The sequence below is a fragment of the Clostridium sp. Ade.TY genome, assembly GCF_000498355.1.
Lineage (GTDB): Bacteria > Bacillota > Clostridia > Clostridiales > Clostridiaceae > Clostridium.
Genome location: NZ_AVSV01000022.1, coordinates 205,850 through 222,743, shown reverse-complemented (window position 1 = coordinate 222,743; position 16,894 = coordinate 205,850). Strand labels below are relative to the sequence as shown.

The window sequence follows — 16,894 nt, the reverse complement described above, 5'->3', positions numbered from 1 at the left end:
TACCTCCTTTTATTTATATAAGGTTTCATATGTTAAATTTATTTTTTCAACATTTCCAACCCAATTTATTAAATTTTCTCCTTTTTTCAAATAAGGAAAATTACCATAATTTTTTAAGTTTAATCCGTTAGAATCTACTATTTCCATTAATTCGCCTTTTATTATTGCTTTATCTTGTACATTATCAATTCTTAAATAATTATCGTTAAAGTTTAACTCAATTGTTCCTGATCCATAAATCTCTAATGTTGGTAAGCTATTTATAGTTCCAAAATAATAAATAGTTGAATTATTTTCTGTAATTTCTAATTCTGTTTTATTTACATCAACTAAAAAAGGGCTACATATAAAGCTAATTTGAAACTCACCTTCGCTATAATATGCTTCCCTTTTTATATCATTTTTTAATACTTTTTTTACTTTATAATATCTATCTAATCTATTATAAAAAAGCTTATTATCTACAATATTATCAAGCCACTCATCAACTAAATCCATTCGCCCCCAAAAATTATCTTTAAAATAAACTAAAGCTAAACTAAATTGTATTGTAATGTCTTTATAAGTACCTTTATTGTATATAATAGAGCCATTTTTACTATCATAAGTTTCATATTCTTCCTGTGCTTTAGGAATATTTGGATACTCTTGAACAACTACTCCAAGCTCTTGGAGAATATTTGTATTGTTAAATATTAAAGTGTTTATATCTAATTCTTTCATTTAAAATCCTCCTTAAGCTAATCCAAGTTGTTTTTTCATCTTATCTATTTCTTTATCTTTTTCAGCAATTATAGTAATTAATTCTCTTTCATTAATTTTAACTATAATAGGTCTATTAGCTATTGCATCTAATTTACTCCATAAAACATTTAAAGGAATTACAGCTTCGGCGTTAGATCCTGTACCTTTAAATTTATCTCCAACAACATTTCCTCCACCTAATAGTGTTGGTTGTGTGAAAATACCACCATTATAAAGGTAATTTAAAGTTGGAAGGTTAACACCAAAATGTTGGCCACCAAATACAGGCACCCAACTAGGAATATCTACACTTAAAGAGTTTATTCCACCTATAGCACCGTTAATTAATCCAATTACAGCGTTAAGTGGTGCTTTTATAACAGCTCCTAATCCATCCATAATTCCACCGAATATATTAACTACACCTTGCCAAGCTTGACTCCAGTTACCAGTAAATACTCCAGTTATAAAGTCTATTAAGCCACCGAAAATTCGTTTTATTGCTCCAAAAATATTAGACATGTTATGCATGAAGGCATTTATAATATTTCCAAACACTCCAAAACTCTTAGTCCAATCTGTAGTAAAAACTCCTGTTAGGAAATCACTAAATTTTTTAAATAGATTAGTTATAAAACTCCAAACTGCATTTACTCCATTTCTAAACCATTCACATTTATTATATAAAGTAACAAAGACTGCTCCTAAAGCTAAAAGAATTGTTATAACAAGTCCTATTGGATTCATTCTCATAGCTAAATTTAAAGCCTTTTGTGCTAATGTCATCGCCTTAGTTGCTCCTGTAACTGCTAATTGTGCTGCTTTAAATGCTAATAATTTAACTTTTTGTGCCACCCATACAGCACCATTTTTTAACGCTACTGCTGTATTTTTAATAATAGCTAATGTAAATTTAGCTAAAGATTTTATACAATTTAAGATTTTCTTTGAAAAATCAGTTATACTTTTAGTTGCTTTCTTTATTGAGTTTGATGCAAACTTTGTCAAGCTCTTAGTTACATTAGATATTTTTCCACCAAACTTCCCAAGTACATTAGTTCCATTTTTAGTAGCTGTAGCAAAATCTTTTATTTTAGTAATACCTTTTTTAATATTTCCAGGAAGTCTTAAAAAAGCACCACCAACTACAGTAACTGATGTTATTAATTTACTTAATATAATTAAAACTGGACCAACAACAGCAAGAATTGCTAAACTTCCTGCAATAAACTGTTGTACGCCTGGAGGTAAGTTTCCAAAAGCTTCTGCTAAAGCTCCTAATTTATCAGCAAAAAAACTTATTGCTGGTGCACAATTTTGTATTATACTAATAGCTGCATTTTCTAAACTACCTTTCATATTTTCTACACTAGCTTTTACACCTTTATTTGCAATATCAGCAGTTCTTTTTGCCTCGCCATTACATTCTTTATATCCTTTAGTAAGCTTTCTTATTGATTCTCCACCTTCAGCCATAAGAGCCATTGTTCCACTCATAGCTTCTTGTCCAAAAACTTGTGCAATGAATTGTTGTTTTTGTTTATCAGTTAAATTAGCAGTAGATTTACTTAAATTATCTATTATTTTATTTAACGGAAGCATTTTCCCATGTGCATCATACGCATTAAAACCATATTCTTTCATTGCTTTTGTTGCTTCTCTTGATGGATTAGAAAGTCTTGTAAACATACCTCTTAAAGTAGTTCCAGCTTGTGACCCCATTATTTGCCTATTAGCCATTACACCTAAGGCGGCTGTTACTTCTTCAAAACTTTGTTTTGCTACATGAGCAGGTGTACCACAATATTTTAAAGATTCCCCCAAGCTTGCAACACTTGCATTTGTATCATTTGCACTTTTAGCCATTACATCAGAAATATGTCCTGTATCTTTAGCTGCAAACCCAAAAGAATTCATTGCTCCAGTTACAATTGCACATGTACTTGCTAAATCTTCACCCGATGCAGCAGCACCATCTAGAACTCCTGGCATAGCTTCAATAATTTGATTAGTATTTAATCCAGCACTTGCTAAGTTTTCCATGCCATCAGCAACTTGACTAGCACTAAATATCGTTTTAGCTCCTAAATCCATTGCTTGGTCAGTAAGTTGTTTTAATTGTGGAGTTGTAGCACCTGCAACTGCTTGAACCCTTCGCATCTTACTATCAAATGTTGCTCCAACATCATATATTTTTTTACCTAAAGCAACTAAAGGAACTGTTACACCTAAACTCATTTTTTTACCGGTTTCGCCCATTCTATCTGCGACATTATTCATTTTATTTCCAAGCCCTGTAAAATGACCACCAGTATTATCTGTGGTTTGGTTAGTATTATGCATATTATTTTCAAAACTTTTAGATTTATCTTCGATTTTATCAAAAGTTGCTACAGCTCTACTTCCATCTATATTTACTGAACCACTAGCATTATAAATTTCAGCCATTTAGTACCTCCTTTCTTTATTATTTAAGGAGTTTTTTAATTAAATTTTTATTTTCATCTTTACGTTTTTTAATTTTTTCATCTATTTCGTATTTACTTATCGAATTACCTGTTCTAATTAATTCTTCAAAGTTAATCCACTTCTCTCCAAATGCATAATTTAGTGCATTAGTTAGACAATATTGTTCAAAATTTCTTTCATTTGAAAATTGAGTTATTAAATCCTCTAATATCTCTAACCCTTCTGAAATATTAGACTCCATAAAAATTTGATAAGCATTATACTTCAATAAAATAGCCCTTACCTTACAACCTGTTTTGTTGTAAAAGTAAGAGCTTATCTGAAAAGACTTATTACATTTGCAATATCCTCACTATCTTTTAAGTGCATAATCATTGCCATTAAAATACCTACTCCCGCATTTGCAATGTCATCTGCCTTTTCATTATATAAATTACCTAACATTTCAAAAAATAAATCTTGATTTGCTGGAAATCTATCAATTAGTAAAGAATATAATATTTCAAAACCATCTGAATTATTCATAACTCCTAATCTAGTTTCTAAATCTATAAGTTTCTTCTCTATTTCTTTTAATTCATTTGTTGCATTTTCTATAAAGAATTTTTCTTTTTCTTTACTTTTTAATTTTTTGTATTCCTCAGCACCAATTTTTTCATTAACTATTTTTTGAACTTCATCTTGATACTCTTTATTAGTGATTTTATATTTAACATTTAGAGTTATTTTTTCTTCATTACTAAACATTTTCTTAAATTCATCTTTAAGACCTAATTTTTTAATAAAATTAAATATTTCTCCTGCTTGTTTTCCTGTAACTTTAATTTCCTTATTATTTATTTCTTCTATTTTTAACATACTTTAAAAACCTCCTTAAATAATAAAAAGAGTAGTTATTAACTACTCTTTTATGCTCCTACTCCACTTACTAATGCACCAAATGTAGGATATATTTCAACTGAATTCTCTGTATATTTATCATATACATTCTCTATATCTAATTTAAATGTGTTATCATCTTTTGCTACTGCACTAAGATTTAAACCTTCTTTATTTAAACAATTTCTAACTAAAATTATTTCAGGCTTATTCTCATCATTATATCCTATGACTATTACATCTTTATAGTCTGTAACATCAATCAATCCCATTTTAGATGCATATTTTGTTTCAGATTTTTCAAATAAACTTATATCTAAATAATTTTTATTAAAGTCTAATAAATCCCCTGAAATTTTAACTGTCCATTCATCTATTGTTTCAAATCCCTTTACTTGTTTAGCAGCATTTTTAATATTTCTAATTTTAGGTTTTGCACTTATTGTAACTTTATCTTTAGTCATACCTAAATAATATTGATCTAATGTTTTAATAAATTCATCTGTATTTTGAATTGTTAATTTACTAAAATCACCAGTGTAAATACTTGCTTCGCTTAATATTAAATTAAGTTCTTTAGCACTTTTAACTTCCATAAGAAACCTCCTATCTATAACTTTTAATTGTATACATTAATACAGAAATATATTTGTCTTTATCTACGAAATTTGTGTTATAAACATTTTCTCTTATTATCCAAAATTCATTTGGCATAATATAATTATTTAAAATTTTATCTATTTTTTTAACTTTATCTAAAATCTTGAATTTATTTTGTAATGATCCTACTACTTTAATTTGCAAATAAACATCATCACGATAAACTTTATCCTTTATGTTATCTCCTAAATTAACTTCTAAAGCATAATCATTATCTTTATAATTAAAATTTTCAGGGATTAAATCAATTGCATCAGGAAATAGCGATTGTAAAAAATCATAATAATATTGAAGATTAACCATTATAATTGAGCTCCTTGAATATGTTTATTTATAATATCCTGTATATCTTCTTCATCATCTTTAAAAGTACTTATTAAATAAGATTTATCTTGAAATTCAACCTTTTTTGCATAAGCTAGTGGAGAACCTATTTCTACTTTTAAAATCCCTTCATTTTTTACTCTATAATGACCTACTATACTTCTTCTTAATGCTCCAGGAGTTTCATCTTTTCTTTTAGGATCACCAACTGGAGTATTAACTTGAATATTAGCAGTTTCAGTAATTTTTATTTCATTAGCTGAATCTCTTAAAGCCTTTAAAAACTTTTCTTTTGCCAAAGGTATATTATCATGTATTATCATTATCTAACACCTCACAATCCCATTCCATAAGAGCATAAAGATAATAATCATCCCATGGTATTTTTTTCTCTATTCTATAAGAATTATTGTTATAAATAATTACATCATCAATATTTAAATTTTCATCACAATACATTTGTAATCTTGATTTTACATCTTCGCCAAATACATATTTGATTGCTTTTTCATCTATTGGTTGAATATCACAAGCAAATCCATATGATTTAACGTATTTTTTGATTACTTGCATATGAATCTTTTCTTCAATTAAAGTTGTTATAAAAAATGTTTTATCATAAAAGCAGTTCATAATATTACCCCATTAACTTTACAAAAGGTTTAGGCAATAAATCTTTAACATCATTACTTAAACTTGCAGAACTATTACTGTATGTAATACTTCTTTGCCCTTGAGTCATAGTCCTAATATTTTTATGCTTATTTCTTTCTATTTCATCACATACACCAACTTTAATTGCAGTTAAGTAATTTTTTATTATTACATCATTTGATGTATTTGTTAAATTTAAATAATTTTTTATTTTGTTTATAACAACATCTTGATAAAGTTGTAATTTAATAATTTCTGTATTTGGATTTAATTCAATTAAGTCTTTTATTAACATTTAACCACCTCAATTAAGGTGAGAGAATTTCTCTCACCTATGCTAGAGTAATAGTAGCTATACCTAATTCATTTCCATTTTCTAAAGTAGGTAAAGCTGTTGCAACCGCTTTAGTAAATCTCTTAACTGGATCTCCTTGTTTTTCAACTCCAACAAAAATATTTCCAACCATTTTAGCTACTTCCATATTTTTAGAACCAATTAGTTCAATTTCTTCTGCTGTAAGTCCATAAATAGTTTCTCCTAATTGATTTTCTGAGAACATAGATAAAATATTTTCAGGGAAGTATCTTTTAGTTGTATATTTGCCGTTTTTACCTTGAACTTTATACTTAGCATTATAAGTAGCTATTTTAGGTAATTCCATTGTTTCTAATAATGTATTTAGATCATTTTTAGTTATTACTCTATCGAAATTTACACCCCAAATTGCTTTTTTAACGCTTTCGCAAGCTAAAATTTTATTTAAAATCTTAGTAGAAGTAAGTATTCTAGTAGGTTTAGTTCCTGAAGTTACTTCAACAGCCTCTGCTAATTTTTGAATATCCTCTAAAGGTTTAGCAGTAGCTGAATCACTCCAGTTAAAAGATTTCCTATTACTATTAGGTACTTTGTAATCTAATGTTACTGCTACTCCGTTTTCATCTATAACAATTTTACCTGAAGATAATAATTCCATTCTCATTGCTTCAATTCTAGTTTGAACTGATGAAACCATTTTATCTCCATCTTTATATAGTTCAGTTACAAGTGCTTTTAACTCTGCATCCATACGAGGATTATTTATAGCAATTATTTCTCTTTCTCCAATTGCTATTTTTCTTTTTATTAACGCTAAATCAGCTGCACCTTTTTGTAATGCTTCTCTACTAGCTATTTCAGTTTCAGTATCAAAAGCATGAATACTTGCTGCAACTGGTAATCCATTTGCACCAGTGATCATATCAAATTTTATGTCTTGAATTTTTCTAGGTGGAAATAGTGTATCTCCAATCATAGCAGGTTGTTGTTTTTTTCTGTAATAATTTAAAAGTTCCTTAGTATTAAATAAATCGTCTATTCTTGCCATATAATTTCACTTCCTTCTTTCTATCTAAATGTTATTTTTGATAATGCTTTTATTGCTAATTCTTCAGGTGCTACTGGTAATCTATCTTTTAAAATATAACCTTCTACTATAAGTGAACCAGGTTGTGGTCCGTTAGTTACATCAACCTCTTCGGCTAAGATACCAATTACTGTACCATCATTTTTAATAGTCCCATCTGCTGCTAAAAGTGAACCTTTAGGTACTATCTTTTTACCTTCTCCATTGACTTCTACAGATGAGTCTGAAACAGTACAAGTGAATGTAACTCTATTTCTGTAAGTAGCCATTATTTCTACTCCATTATCAAATGTGTTTGTTTTTGCATTAAAATACATTTACGTATTCCTCCTTTTTTATAAAAAATTAAGCCCAAGGATTTGGACCTTCGACTTTAGTAGCATTATTTTGTTCTTCAGCAATTTGTTCCCCTATACTTTTAGTTGCTCCATTTCCACTACTTCCTGGAGTCCATGAAGATTGTCCAAGTCTTGTATCAACTTGTTCTTGTATCCATGGATTTATAGATTCAATAAATCCATCTAAATTAGCTTTTGTTTTTTCTAAATCTTCATCTAGGAATTTTTCAACTAAACTAGATGGTATTTTCTTTTCATTAGCATATTTAATAGCTTCTGTAAGTAAATCTTTCTTAGCATTAGCTTTTCTTTCTTTTTCTAGTTCCTTTTCTAACTCTAATAATTTCTTTTGAGTTGGATCTGTAACTAAATCAGGATATTTTTCTTGTATCCAAGGTTCAAATTCCTTCTCTAAATTATTTGTTTTCCAAGTTTCTAAAGCCTTTTGGAAGTATTTATCTTTTTCACTATCCATAAACGCCTTAAAATCTTTATCTTTCATTTTCCCTTTAAATGCATCTAAAGTTAAACCACTTTGTATAAGTGATTTACCTAACTCGTTTTGAGATAAAACTTCATCAACTGAACCTTCATCATCAATATTTTTTATTAATTCTAAAATCTCTTTCTTTAACATTTTCTTTCCTCCTTGTCCTTCTAACTCCTAAGAACTAGAAACATATATTTTAAACAGTTTTACGCCTTATTTAGGGCAAATTTACACTATGTTTATTTTGTAAATTATGGTAAAATATATAAAAAGGGGGTGTTTTTATGAAATTTAATGATAATTATAAAAGTAATCTAGCTAAAGATTTAACTTCATTAGCTATTCAAAATGGTTTGATTACTCGTACTGATAATGCTGAGGATACTGCTAAAGATGTTTGTAAATTTTTTAATACTATATTAGATAACATCGAAAAAAACGAAGCTAATAAATAAGATGTGCTCAAATTTGAGCACATCTTATTTTATACATAATAAAAGTAAGCGTTTTATCCAGCATTAAAAGCTTTTGTTAATACTTGTTCTTTTGTTAAATCTACACTCTTTTTAACTTGCCACTCCCCATATTCTCTATTAGCAAGTTCTATTGCTCTTTTTTCCGATTCTGCTACTATAGTTTGTTCTTTATATTCATCCCAATCAAAATCATCTTTTCTTTCTACTATATAAACATTTAAATGTATTTTAGCACTTATAAAATCTGCATTTATAATACCATTAGGTTTTTCTAAACTTAATTTTTTCAATTTTCACATTTAGCCTTTCTAAAACTCATATTAATTATCTTCCTTCCACTCATTAAAAGTCTTATAATCTATTGTTTCATTATTTATATTGTTAATCCTACGTTTAGGTCTATAATCTTCACTAGGTATTAAAATATAAGTACATCTACATCTAACGTGTTTAGGTAAGCTTGGTCTACTATCATCACTCTTTTTATATGTTCTTCCATCAAGTTCAGCACAATCACTACAAGTATGATTATCTAAAGTAGCACAATAAAGTAAATCTTCAAATTCAGGATTATCTTTAAAAAATTGTTCGTTAATTTCATCTTGAACTCTTGCAACTTGGTCTGAAATTAATCTTGAGCTATTATCTTTATTAATCTTAAATTTTTTATTTAAAATTTTGCTTATATTATTGCAGTTTGTTTCTCCATTTAAAAATCTTTTTATTTCTTTTTTAAGCTCTTTAGCAATTTTATCTTTATTTTTATAAATTCTATTACTATAAGTTTCACCTTGTATAGTATTTTTTAGAATTTTATTTAATTTTGTATCACTAATTTTTTTTATATTAAAATTAACTCCTAAACCTAATAAATAGGCACTGTAATTATATTTACTTTCGCCTACTTCTAATAAAGTTGTTGTTAACGTAGAGTTTTCTCTTCTATATTCATCAGCAAAAACACTATCTATATTTTTAAAGAATTCTTTTTTTAGCTTTCTTATATCTTTAGGTGCTAAGTTCATACAAGTGTTATCAATATCGTAATTTAACATTACTTTAGAAATCATATCAAAGATTTCTTTTGCATTTTTTTCTTGCAATTCTAAGGCAAATTTAAATACTTCAGTTTCTTTTTTATATAGTTTTTCAGTTGCATCAAAGAAATTTTCAACAAAAAAACGTTGATTTTCGCTTAGCTTTTCTATACCTTTAATCTTCAACATGTAAATCACCAGTTTCGTCATTTTCTTCTTTTATTTCTTTAGCAACTTTTTCTCCTTCAACAATAGCATTAGGAATAAAACTGAATAAACTTCTTCCAGTTTCCTTGCTTATAGTTTCATCTGGAACTTGTGATAAAATTTGAGCTGTCATTAAATCATCTTGTGGAATATTTGGAGTATATTTTATATTAATATCTTTAGGATCATATTCCTTACCAAACTTAACTCTTAAATATACACATAAAAAATAAATTCTATTTTTTATAATATCTTTATGTGCATTTTGATTTAAGCTACACTTATTTTCCATTGCATTTAATCTAGCTCTTAATGCTAAGCTTGAAGTATTACTTTGCATTTTTTCATTTGCATTGATATGGCAAGTTAATTGATACATCTTATCTTCAAATGTTGCTAATGTATTTTTAATAAACGTATCATTTATATTTTTAATAAGCCATTTTGCATCTGATTTATCACCAGGAAGTTGTATAACTCCTTTTTTCTTCATATCAGGAATATCTTCTTTATTAACACTTGCATTTAAAAATAAAAGATAAGCATTTCTAAAATCACTTATCTCATTACTTATATCACTTAAATTTGTTTCAGACGCATCTTGTAAGCCTTTTATATCATTGTAAATTGTATCGAATTGTTTCTCGTAACTTAACTCTCCACAACTTACTGGTACTTTCCCAAATATATGTCTAGTAGGCTCTACTACTTGTTCATACTTATCATTTAAATGATATATAAAATTATTTATATAAACATCTATAAACTGTTTATCAGTAATTTTTTGTTTATATGAATGAATAAATAAAATTACATTTCCAAATTCATCATTCAATGCAAATCCTTCTGTTGGTTTTATTATCTTACTGCTAAAGTTACCATCTTTATCTATGTAATAAAGTTCATAGTCCTCACTGAATATCAATAGATATTTCATTAAGTCCGAATTATGACTTGATTTCCAATGTGATATAGTATAATTTATATCTTTTATAAATTGATTGTTGCCTGAGATAGATTCATAAGCAATATCTTTACCAACACTATATGAAACTTCTTCCTTTATAAATTTTTTCATATAATTTAAGTGAATAACACTATTAGACCTTTCAGTAATCATTTTATAATTTTCTGTTGCATCTGTTTTACTTTTATAGTAATCATACATTTTATTATAAATTTCTGTAGAAGCTTGAAACAAATCATATACTTTTTTGACTACTTCTAAATGCTGTGAATTATTTAAATCAATCGTTACTTTTCCAATCATAATTTGTTGTATTAAATCATCAGTTGCACTCAATTTTAACCACCTCCTTATAAACCTAATAATCTTCTATCTAAAATTTTTACTGATTGAACAACTTCTATTTCATCAATTCTATTTGCAAATTCTGCTGTAGCATCAGGGGCATCATCATGCAAACTAAAATCTTGTCCCATAAATTCTAAAATTTGCTCTGTAAATTCTTCATCTTCTTTTGCAAAAATAATACGTCCACCGTTAACATCTGAAACAATAGTCGCAATTTTATCATCTTTATTCTTTTTTTGATGTTCATTTATTATAGTTATATTTCTATATCTTAAAACATCATCTTCTCTAATTCTTTTTTCTAATTGGTTAGCATCAGCACCATTGAAAGTATTCTTTTCAATATAAACATGAGTTATATCTATATACTCTTTTAATAAATTTACTGCTTTATCTATATATTTATCAAAATCAATTCTTGCATTTATTTTTTCAAGTTTAGCATATCTAGCATATTTAAAACTATTATCAGCAAGTCCACCTACTAAAAATGCAGAATAGTCGTTACGCTTTCCTCCACCTGATGCAGGGTCCATACAAAGCATTGTTTTAAGAAAAGTATGTGTTTCAATTTCTTCTCTTTTTTCAAGTCTAATTGATTTAAACCATTTTTCTCCTATGTTCTTTGCATCATTTTGTAACTCTTGCTTAAAAGCTATTGGATTTTCAAAATAATCTATCGCAGTAGAAAGGCAATCAAACTTATCGGGCCATATAGTTTCATATTGCATTTCTTTTTCATGCTGATAATAAAATTCCGTAGCATTAGATACAGGATCATCAGCATTTTTATCAAAATATAAATTTTTAAAATCTAACCAAAGACCTTCATTAAAAAAATCATCAACATTAAAATTACAAACTCTATGTTCTATATGATGATATTCATTTTTCTTAAGAAGCCTACTCATAAAACAATCTGAATGAAGAATTGTTCCAAGTACAATAAATTTTGTAGCTTGTTTTATCTTTTTACCTTTTCTATATACAGCCTTATCACCTGCATACTTAGAATCTTCTTCCCATGTTTTAAACTTTTTATCTCTTGCAGCTTGAGTAATAATATCTGCTTTACCTTGATAGTCATCTGCAATAATACAAGATGGTCTAGAGCCACTATACTTTTTACCTCTCATTGATGAAGTAGATGAAATAGCTTGAACTTTTGTTTTATTAGTTAACTCTAATTCTAATTTATTTACAGTAAAATTCTTTGAATCAACAAGTTCACCAAAACTTTCTATTATATATTTATTTTCAGTGAAGTTTTGTTTTACTTGTGCTAAGAACTCTTCTGAATCTCCCTCTGTACGACCACATACTAATGTATAAACAGATTTCTTATAACAATGTAACCACATACTTAATGCAAAATCTAATACAGTAGTTTTGGCCCATCCTCTTGGAGCTATAAGTTCCAATTTATCAAAAGCATCTTCTATAAACATTTTTTGTACGGATTTCCATAACTCAAAATGTGTATTTGAAAGTTCTCTTGCTGTATTATTAGGTTTTGGGATAAATGTATCTTGAAGATAATATAAACAGAAGAATTCAAAATCCTTCTCTCCTAAAGAATATGCAAGTCCTTTCTTACCCCAAAGATTATTATTATTTTTTATGATGATTTTGTTTGCCTTTTCAACGGAGCCAACTAATCTAGTTAGATGTTTCCTTAAAATATATAATCTATATTGTTCTTCATTCTTAAATTCAAATCCGTCAAACATTATTATATTTAAATTATCCAACATATTATAAGACTCCTTTCCGAGGTTTGAAAATTATTATAAAAAATTGTAGAACTCACGGCAGCACCTCTATGATGTCTAAAAATAGAAGTGTACCCTTATTAAAATATTTCCCAGAGTTAATATTTTTGAATATATTTAAGCGTATAAATTATTTCGCTAAACAAAGGTTTAGTTGAATATTTAAGCATATAAATAATATCAATCTAATTATATCTAAAGCTAGTAATATCAATGCATTAAGGCTAATAGATTTAACTTATTAATAATTTCGCTAAAATCTTTATGCAATTATTCATATAATTTTGCATTAATATTCGTTAATATACTTATTTATTCACCATTTATGCATTAGAATTATATTATTATTTCCCATTACTTAACCTTGCGAATATCTATTATATTATCTATTTCTTTTAACTCTTTATCTATATCTACTTTGCTACTATCCTCCTCATCATTGCTTACACCCTCTGCCTTTGTTGTACTCTTTCCAAGTACTCTATCCACCAGGTATTGCAGTGAACTAGCTCTAACCTTTTCTGATTTGCCTTTAAATGCTATACGCTCTAATTCGTCTATGTAGCTATCTAGTTTACTACTCATCTTTTTCCCAGCTTGGGTTTTTATTTCTGCTAAGCACCTGTCTATTTCACTCTTAACCTCATCATTATTCAACCAGTTATAACAACTCTGTCTAGTAACCCCTATTTTCTTAGCTATAACCGTTAGTTTTTCACCAGTTATATAGATATCTACAAACTCTCTTTGCTTATCAGTAATAGCCATAATTATAATCTCCTTTCCTAATTTACGATTTTACACTTACGTAAATTATATTTGATGCATTCTATGATTAATTCTTTTATATTTATCTCTATGATTTTTACAAACAATTTCTATATCATCATAAGGATTAATAATAATCTCTAGTTCTTCACAATGTTTATGATTATTACATATAGGATTTTTAAATAAACAAGCACATATCATTTCTCCTGTATCTTTATCCCATTTAGTTAACATTACTTCTTTTCTGCTTTTAACTTTACTCATTACTATTTCACCTCACTTGATATATTTATTAATAATAAAATAAGCACCTAGCTAATTAATAACTAGATGCTCTATGTTTGAATTAATATTTTGACTGGTGGAGAATAAGGGATTTGAACCCTTGCTTGATATTATTTAAATACCAACTGGCTGATTAGCAATCAGCTCTCTTAAGCCTGACTTGAGTAATTCTCCATGATAGCGACCTCTCCACACCCCTAGTCGCTTTGTTGCTTTCACCCTGATAAGCAATCCCTTTAGGCTTAATAAACTCCTGTTCCTGGTAGGAGTAACACCGATTGTTTTATTAAGCCCTAAATAGCAAAAATAAAAGCCTTGGTTTTCGTTCCCTTGGCTTTTATCTCTAGCTTAATTATATCACAGCTATATGTACTTTTTCATTTTCAACAAATTATCTTTTTTTTAGCAAAATATTCTCTATATTATTTTATTAAATGAAATTTTATGATAATATAAAAGTAAAGTTTTACAAACAGAGGTGTAATATGGCATTTAAGAATATACAAAAAAACAAAAGCAATATAAAAAGTCCTCAAGAATTATTTGGAGATTTACGAAATAGGAAAGTAGCTGGATTATTAGATCATCAATCTAACATGATTGATGCTTACATTAATAATCATATTGATACTAAAGATATAGCTTTAGAACTACCAACAGGTAGCGGAAAAACCTTAATAGGACTATTAATTGCAGAATTTAGAAGACTTAAATTTGGAGAAAAAATAGTATATTTATGTCCTACTAATCAACTTGTAAATCAGGTTGTAGAGCAATCAAAAGATAAATATGGAATAAAAACAATAGCATTTACAGGAAAATTTAAAGACTATACTCAAATTAATAAATCTTTATATAATTCATGTAAGAGTATAGCTGTAACTACATATAGTAGTTTCTTTAATAATTCTACTTTTTTTAACGATCCCGATGTAATAATTTTTGATGATGCCCACTCAGCTGAAAATTATATTTCCTCATTTTGGAGTGTTAATATAAATTCTGATAACAATAATGTATTATTTAGAAAAATAGTAGAGTTATTCAAAGAGTCTATCGGAGAATTATCTTATAATAAAATGATTAATTCTACTTCAAATAATGCTGATTTAGGTTGGAGTGATAAAATTTCTATTAAAGATATGATTGAAAAAATGAATGATTTGGTAGAAATTATAAACTCAGGTTTAGATGATGATTCTTTATATAGTTGGGTGAATATAAAAGATTATATACATGCATGTAATATTTATATAGACTGCAAAAACATTTTAATAAGACCATATATCCCACCAACTAATACATTTAAACCATTTACAAATGCTAAACAAAGAATATATATGTCAGCTACACTTGGGGAAAGTGGAGAACTTGAAAGAACAATAGGAGTGTCTAATATAAAGACTATTCCAGTACCTTCAGGTTGGGATAAACAGGGTATAGGAAGAAGATTTTTTATGTTTCCTACTGCTAAATATACAGATGAGGAAACATTAGAATTAATGAATAGTCTTATTAAAAAAGTAGATAGGTCTTTAATATTAGTTCCAAACACTAGAATTGGAACTAATATTAAAAAAAGGTTAGAAGATTTTCATGAAGTTAATTTTTTTAATAATTCTGATATTTCAGATTCAAAAGAAAATTTTACACATAGAGAAGGAATTGCAATTTTGGCAAATAGATTTGATGGCATAGACTTCGAAAATGATGAATGTAGATTAGAATTTATTATAGGATTTCCTAAAACAGTAAATTTGCAAGAAAGGTTTTTGATAACTCGATTAGCAACTTCAATATTATTTAATGAAAGAATAAAAACTAGATTAACACAAGCTATTGGAAGATGTACTCGTGGCATGACTGATTATTCTGCTGTTTGTATTATTGGAGATGAATTGTTAAAAGAATTAACTAGCATAAAAAAATTAAAACTACTCCATCCTGAATTGCAAGCTGAAATTTCATTTGGGTTCGATCAATCTATTGAATCAGATTCAATAAATGATTTCATAGAAAACTTTGATACATTCTTAGAACACTCAGATGAATGGGATGATGTAGAATCAGTTATAATTAATGAAAGAAGTGAAAAAATTCAATCTAAAAATCAAGATTATGAAAAACTAAAGAAAGCTGCTTCTCATGAAGTAAAATATCAGTATGCTCTTTGGAAAAAGGATTATAAAAAAGCTATTGACGAATGTGATAAAATTTTAAGTTTAATAAATGGGAATAGTTTAGCTGGTTATAGAGGGTTATGGAATTATTTTGCCGCTTGTAATTGTATAATGGCTGATCATGATGGGATATTTGATTTTAATACTATAAAAAATAGATATATTAATGCAGCTATAACATGTAATTCAAATATTACTTGGTTCAAAAATTTAAAAATTAACGAAAATTCTTCTTCTACGCATATAGATACACAACTAATTAGTTGTCTTGTAGAAGTATTGGAAAATACTTTAGCTCATAAAATAACAAATAGAAATAAGTTTGAAAGTTTAACAAATAAAATACTTATGTTATTAGATGGTGAAGGAACAAACGTTGAAGAAGGGTTAAAATTACTTGGTGAATTAATAGGCTTTGAATCTTATAATAATAAGTCTAATGGAGCACCTGATTCTTATTGGATTTTGGGGAATGAGTTATGTATAATTTCAGAGAGCAAAAAATTAACTAGTTCTAATAAGCCGCTTGATTTAGAAATGATTAGAGAAGCAAAAACTCATGAAGAATGGTTAAAACACAATATACCTAGAGTTAATAATATAAAAACTATGGTTACAGTGTTTGTAACTAATTCAAATTTTATTCACAAAGACGCTGTTTCTGTTTCAAGTGATTTATTTTATTTAAATTTAGAAACCGTAAAAAAATTTGCTAATAAAATTTTTGTTATAATTAGAGAATTATTGAATGTTTTTGTTGAAGAAGGTGATTTAACATGGAGGGATTTAGCTATAGAAAAATTTATTGAAGAAAAGTTAACTCCAAAAGATATTTTAGAGAATATAATCAGCTCTCCATTAAATAAACTTTCTATAAAAAGATAAATATA

General features: G+C 27.4%; 20 protein-coding genes and 1 tRNA gene. 2 read left to right on the top strand and 19 right to left on the bottom strand.

Features of this window, described 5'->3' with window-relative positions; translation table 11 throughout:
• Window positions 1-9: 9 nt before the first annotated feature.
• The 12 genes from O212_RS0108540 to O212_RS0108480 are packed head-to-tail and all read right to left on the bottom strand — an operon-like array spanning window position 10 to window position 8,108.
• Window positions 10-723 carry a distal tail protein Dit gene (locus O212_RS0108540; protein WP_024614692.1) on the bottom strand — a complete coding sequence of 238 codons (714 nt, stop codon included), beginning with the start codon at window positions 721-723 and terminating at the stop codon, window positions 10-12.
• A 12-nt stretch (window positions 724-735) separates the two neighbouring features.
• On the bottom strand, window positions 736-3,192 hold the full coding sequence (locus tag O212_RS16215) for a phage tail tape measure protein (protein ID WP_051372998.1): 2,457 nt from the start codon (window positions 3,190-3,192) through the stop codon (window positions 736-738).
• 19 nt (window positions 3,193-3,211) lie between these two features.
• Entirely contained in the window at window positions 3,212-3,481 is a 270-nt protein-coding gene (locus tag O212_RS0108525) for a hypothetical protein (protein ID WP_024614691.1), read from the bottom strand.
• Window positions 3,482-3,528: 47 nt separating this feature from the next.
• Window positions 3,529-4,071 carry a hypothetical protein gene (locus O212_RS0108520; protein ID WP_024614690.1) on the bottom strand — a complete coding sequence of 181 codons (543 nt, stop codon included), beginning with the start codon at window positions 4,069-4,071 and terminating at the stop codon, window positions 3,529-3,531.
• A 50-nt stretch (window positions 4,072-4,121) separates the two neighbouring features.
• Entirely contained in the window at window positions 4,122-4,688 is a 567-nt protein-coding gene (locus tag O212_RS0108515) for a hypothetical protein (protein ID WP_024614689.1), read from the bottom strand.
• 10 nt (window positions 4,689-4,698) lie between these two features.
• On the bottom strand, window positions 4,699-5,055 hold the full coding sequence (locus tag O212_RS0108510; protein WP_024614688.1) for a hypothetical protein: 357 nt from the start codon (window positions 5,053-5,055) through the stop codon (window positions 4,699-4,701).
• The gene (locus O212_RS0108505; RefSeq protein ID WP_024614687.1) at window positions 5,055-5,399 is read right to left on the bottom strand and encodes an HK97 gp10 family phage protein; all 345 of its coding nucleotides are present in this window, start codon (window positions 5,397-5,399) and stop codon (window positions 5,055-5,057) included. The genes O212_RS0108510 and O212_RS0108505 overlap by 1 nt, the downstream gene beginning before the upstream one ends.
• Entirely contained in the window at window positions 5,386-5,709 is a 324-nt protein-coding gene (locus O212_RS0108500; protein ID WP_024614686.1) for a hypothetical protein, read from the bottom strand. Before O212_RS0108500 ends, O212_RS0108505 begins: the two co-directional genes overlap by 14 nt.
• A gap of 4 nt (window positions 5,710-5,713) precedes the next feature.
• Window positions 5,714-6,025: a hypothetical protein gene (locus O212_RS0108495; RefSeq protein WP_024614685.1), complete on the bottom strand. Its 312-nt coding sequence runs from the start codon at window positions 6,023-6,025 to the stop codon at window positions 5,714-5,716.
• A 37-nt stretch (window positions 6,026-6,062) separates the two neighbouring features.
• Window positions 6,063-7,094 carry a major capsid protein gene (locus O212_RS0108490; protein ID WP_024614684.1) on the bottom strand — a complete coding sequence of 344 codons (1,032 nt, stop codon included), beginning with the start codon at window positions 7,092-7,094 and terminating at the stop codon, window positions 6,063-6,065.
• A gap of 20 nt (window positions 7,095-7,114) precedes the next feature.
• The gene (locus O212_RS0108485) at window positions 7,115-7,450 is read right to left on the bottom strand and encodes a hypothetical protein (RefSeq protein ID WP_024614683.1); all 336 of its coding nucleotides are present in this window, start codon (window positions 7,448-7,450) and stop codon (window positions 7,115-7,117) included.
• Window positions 7,451-7,478: 28 nt separating this feature from the next.
• Entirely contained in the window at window positions 7,479-8,108 is a 630-nt protein-coding gene (locus tag O212_RS0108480; protein ID WP_024614682.1) for a DUF4355 domain-containing protein, read from the bottom strand.
• Between the two features lie 137 nt (window positions 8,109-8,245).
• Here O212_RS0108480 and O212_RS16695 point away from each other — a divergent pair, with 137 nt between their 5' ends.
• Window positions 8,246-8,416, top strand: coding sequence for a hypothetical protein (locus tag O212_RS16695; RefSeq protein WP_160166414.1), 171 nt, complete (start codon window positions 8,246-8,248; stop codon window positions 8,414-8,416).
• Between the two features lie 53 nt (window positions 8,417-8,469).
• Here the strand turns inward: O212_RS16695 and O212_RS0108470 are convergent, their stop codons facing one another.
• The 7 genes from O212_RS0108470 to O212_RS0108440 form a co-directional block, all read right to left on the bottom strand.
• Window positions 8,470-8,727, bottom strand: coding sequence for a hypothetical protein (locus O212_RS0108470; protein WP_024614681.1), 258 nt, complete (start codon window positions 8,725-8,727; stop codon window positions 8,470-8,472).
• Window positions 8,728-8,757: 30 nt separating this feature from the next.
• On the bottom strand, window positions 8,758-9,663 hold the full coding sequence (locus O212_RS0108465) for a minor capsid protein (protein ID WP_160166413.1): 906 nt from the start codon (window positions 9,661-9,663) through the stop codon (window positions 8,758-8,760).
• Window positions 9,650-10,951, bottom strand: coding sequence for a phage portal protein (locus O212_RS0108460; RefSeq protein WP_024614679.1), 1,302 nt, complete (start codon window positions 10,949-10,951; stop codon window positions 9,650-9,652). Before O212_RS0108460 ends, O212_RS0108465 begins: the two co-directional genes overlap by 14 nt.
• 47 nt (window positions 10,952-10,998) lie before the next feature.
• Entirely contained in the window at window positions 10,999-12,750 is a 1,752-nt protein-coding gene (locus tag O212_RS0108455; RefSeq protein WP_051372997.1) for a hypothetical protein, read from the bottom strand.
• A gap of 372 nt (window positions 12,751-13,122) precedes the next feature.
• Window positions 13,123-13,536 (bottom strand): hypothetical protein, encoded by a 414-nt coding sequence (locus tag O212_RS0108450; RefSeq protein ID WP_024614677.1) that lies wholly within the window; start codon window positions 13,534-13,536, stop codon window positions 13,123-13,125.
• Between the two features lie 45 nt (window positions 13,537-13,581).
• Window positions 13,582-13,803, bottom strand: a complete 222-nt coding sequence (locus O212_RS0108445; protein WP_242829565.1) for a hypothetical protein — start codon at window positions 13,801-13,803, stop codon at window positions 13,582-13,584.
• A 95-nt stretch (window positions 13,804-13,898) separates the two neighbouring features.
• Window positions 13,899-13,998: transfer RNA gene (locus O212_RS0108440), tRNA-Ser, on the bottom strand.
• A gap of 311 nt (window positions 13,999-14,309) precedes the next feature.
• On the opposite strand from O212_RS0108440, the gene O212_RS0108435 reads away from it, so the two are divergent.
• A complete protein-coding gene (locus O212_RS0108435; protein WP_024614675.1) occupies window positions 14,310-16,889 on the top strand; it encodes a DEAD/DEAH box helicase family protein in 2,580 nt (859 codons plus the stop codon).
• Window positions 16,890-16,894: the final 5 nt, after the last annotated feature.

Bases quoted from the DNA above. Each gene is read 5' to 3' on its own strand.
- O212_RS0108540 (WP_024614692.1), bottom strand. From the start codon at position 723: ATGAAAGAATTAGATATAAACACTTTAATATTTAACAATACAAATATT.
- O212_RS16215 (WP_051372998.1), bottom strand. From the start codon at position 3,192: ATGGCTGAAATTTATAATGCTAGTGGTTCAGTAAATATAGATGGAAGT.
- O212_RS0108520 (WP_024614690.1), bottom strand. From the start codon at position 4,071: ATGTTAAAAATAGAAGAAATAAATAATAAGGAAATTAAAGTTACAGGA.
- O212_RS0108515 (WP_024614689.1), bottom strand. From the start codon at position 4,688: ATGGAAGTTAAAAGTGCTAAAGAACTTAATTTAATATTAAGCGAAGCA.
- O212_RS0108510 (WP_024614688.1), bottom strand. From the start codon at position 5,055: ATGGTTAATCTTCAATATTATTATGATTTTTTACAATCGCTATTTCCT.
- O212_RS0108505 (WP_024614687.1), bottom strand. From the start codon at position 5,399: ATGATAATACATGATAATATACCTTTGGCAAAAGAAAAGTTTTTAAAG.
- O212_RS0108500 (WP_024614686.1), bottom strand. From the start codon at position 5,709: ATGAACTGCTTTTATGATAAAACATTTTTTATAACAACTTTAATTGAA.
- O212_RS0108495 (WP_024614685.1), bottom strand. From the start codon at position 6,025: ATGTTAATAAAAGACTTAATTGAATTAAATCCAAATACAGAAATTATT.
- O212_RS0108490 (WP_024614684.1), bottom strand. From the start codon at position 7,094: ATGGCAAGAATAGACGATTTATTTAATACTAAGGAACTTTTAAATTAT.
- O212_RS0108485 (WP_024614683.1), bottom strand. From the start codon at position 7,450: ATGTATTTTAATGCAAAAACAAACACATTTGATAATGGAGTAGAAATA.
- O212_RS0108480 (WP_024614682.1), bottom strand. From the start codon at position 8,108: ATGTTAAAGAAAGAGATTTTAGAATTAATAAAAAATATTGATGATGAA.
- O212_RS16695 (WP_160166414.1), top strand. From the start codon at position 8,246: ATGAAATTTAATGATAATTATAAAAGTAATCTAGCTAAAGATTTAACT.
- O212_RS0108465 (WP_160166413.1), bottom strand. From the start codon at position 9,663: ATGTTGAAGATTAAAGGTATAGAAAAGCTAAGCGAAAATCAACGTTTT.
- O212_RS0108460 (WP_024614679.1), bottom strand. From the start codon at position 10,951: ATGATTGGAAAAGTAACGATTGATTTAAATAATTCACAGCATTTAGAA.
- O212_RS0108455 (WP_051372997.1), bottom strand. From the start codon at position 12,750: ATGTTGGATAATTTAAATATAATAATGTTTGACGGATTTGAATTTAAG.
- O212_RS0108450 (WP_024614677.1), bottom strand. From the start codon at position 13,536: ATGGCTATTACTGATAAGCAAAGAGAGTTTGTAGATATCTATATAACT.
- O212_RS0108445 (WP_242829565.1), bottom strand. From the start codon at position 13,803: ATGAGTAAAGTTAAAAGCAGAAAAGAAGTAATGTTAACTAAATGGGAT.
- O212_RS0108435 (WP_024614675.1), top strand. From the start codon at position 14,310: ATGGCATTTAAGAATATACAAAAAAACAAAAGCAATATAAAAAGTCCT.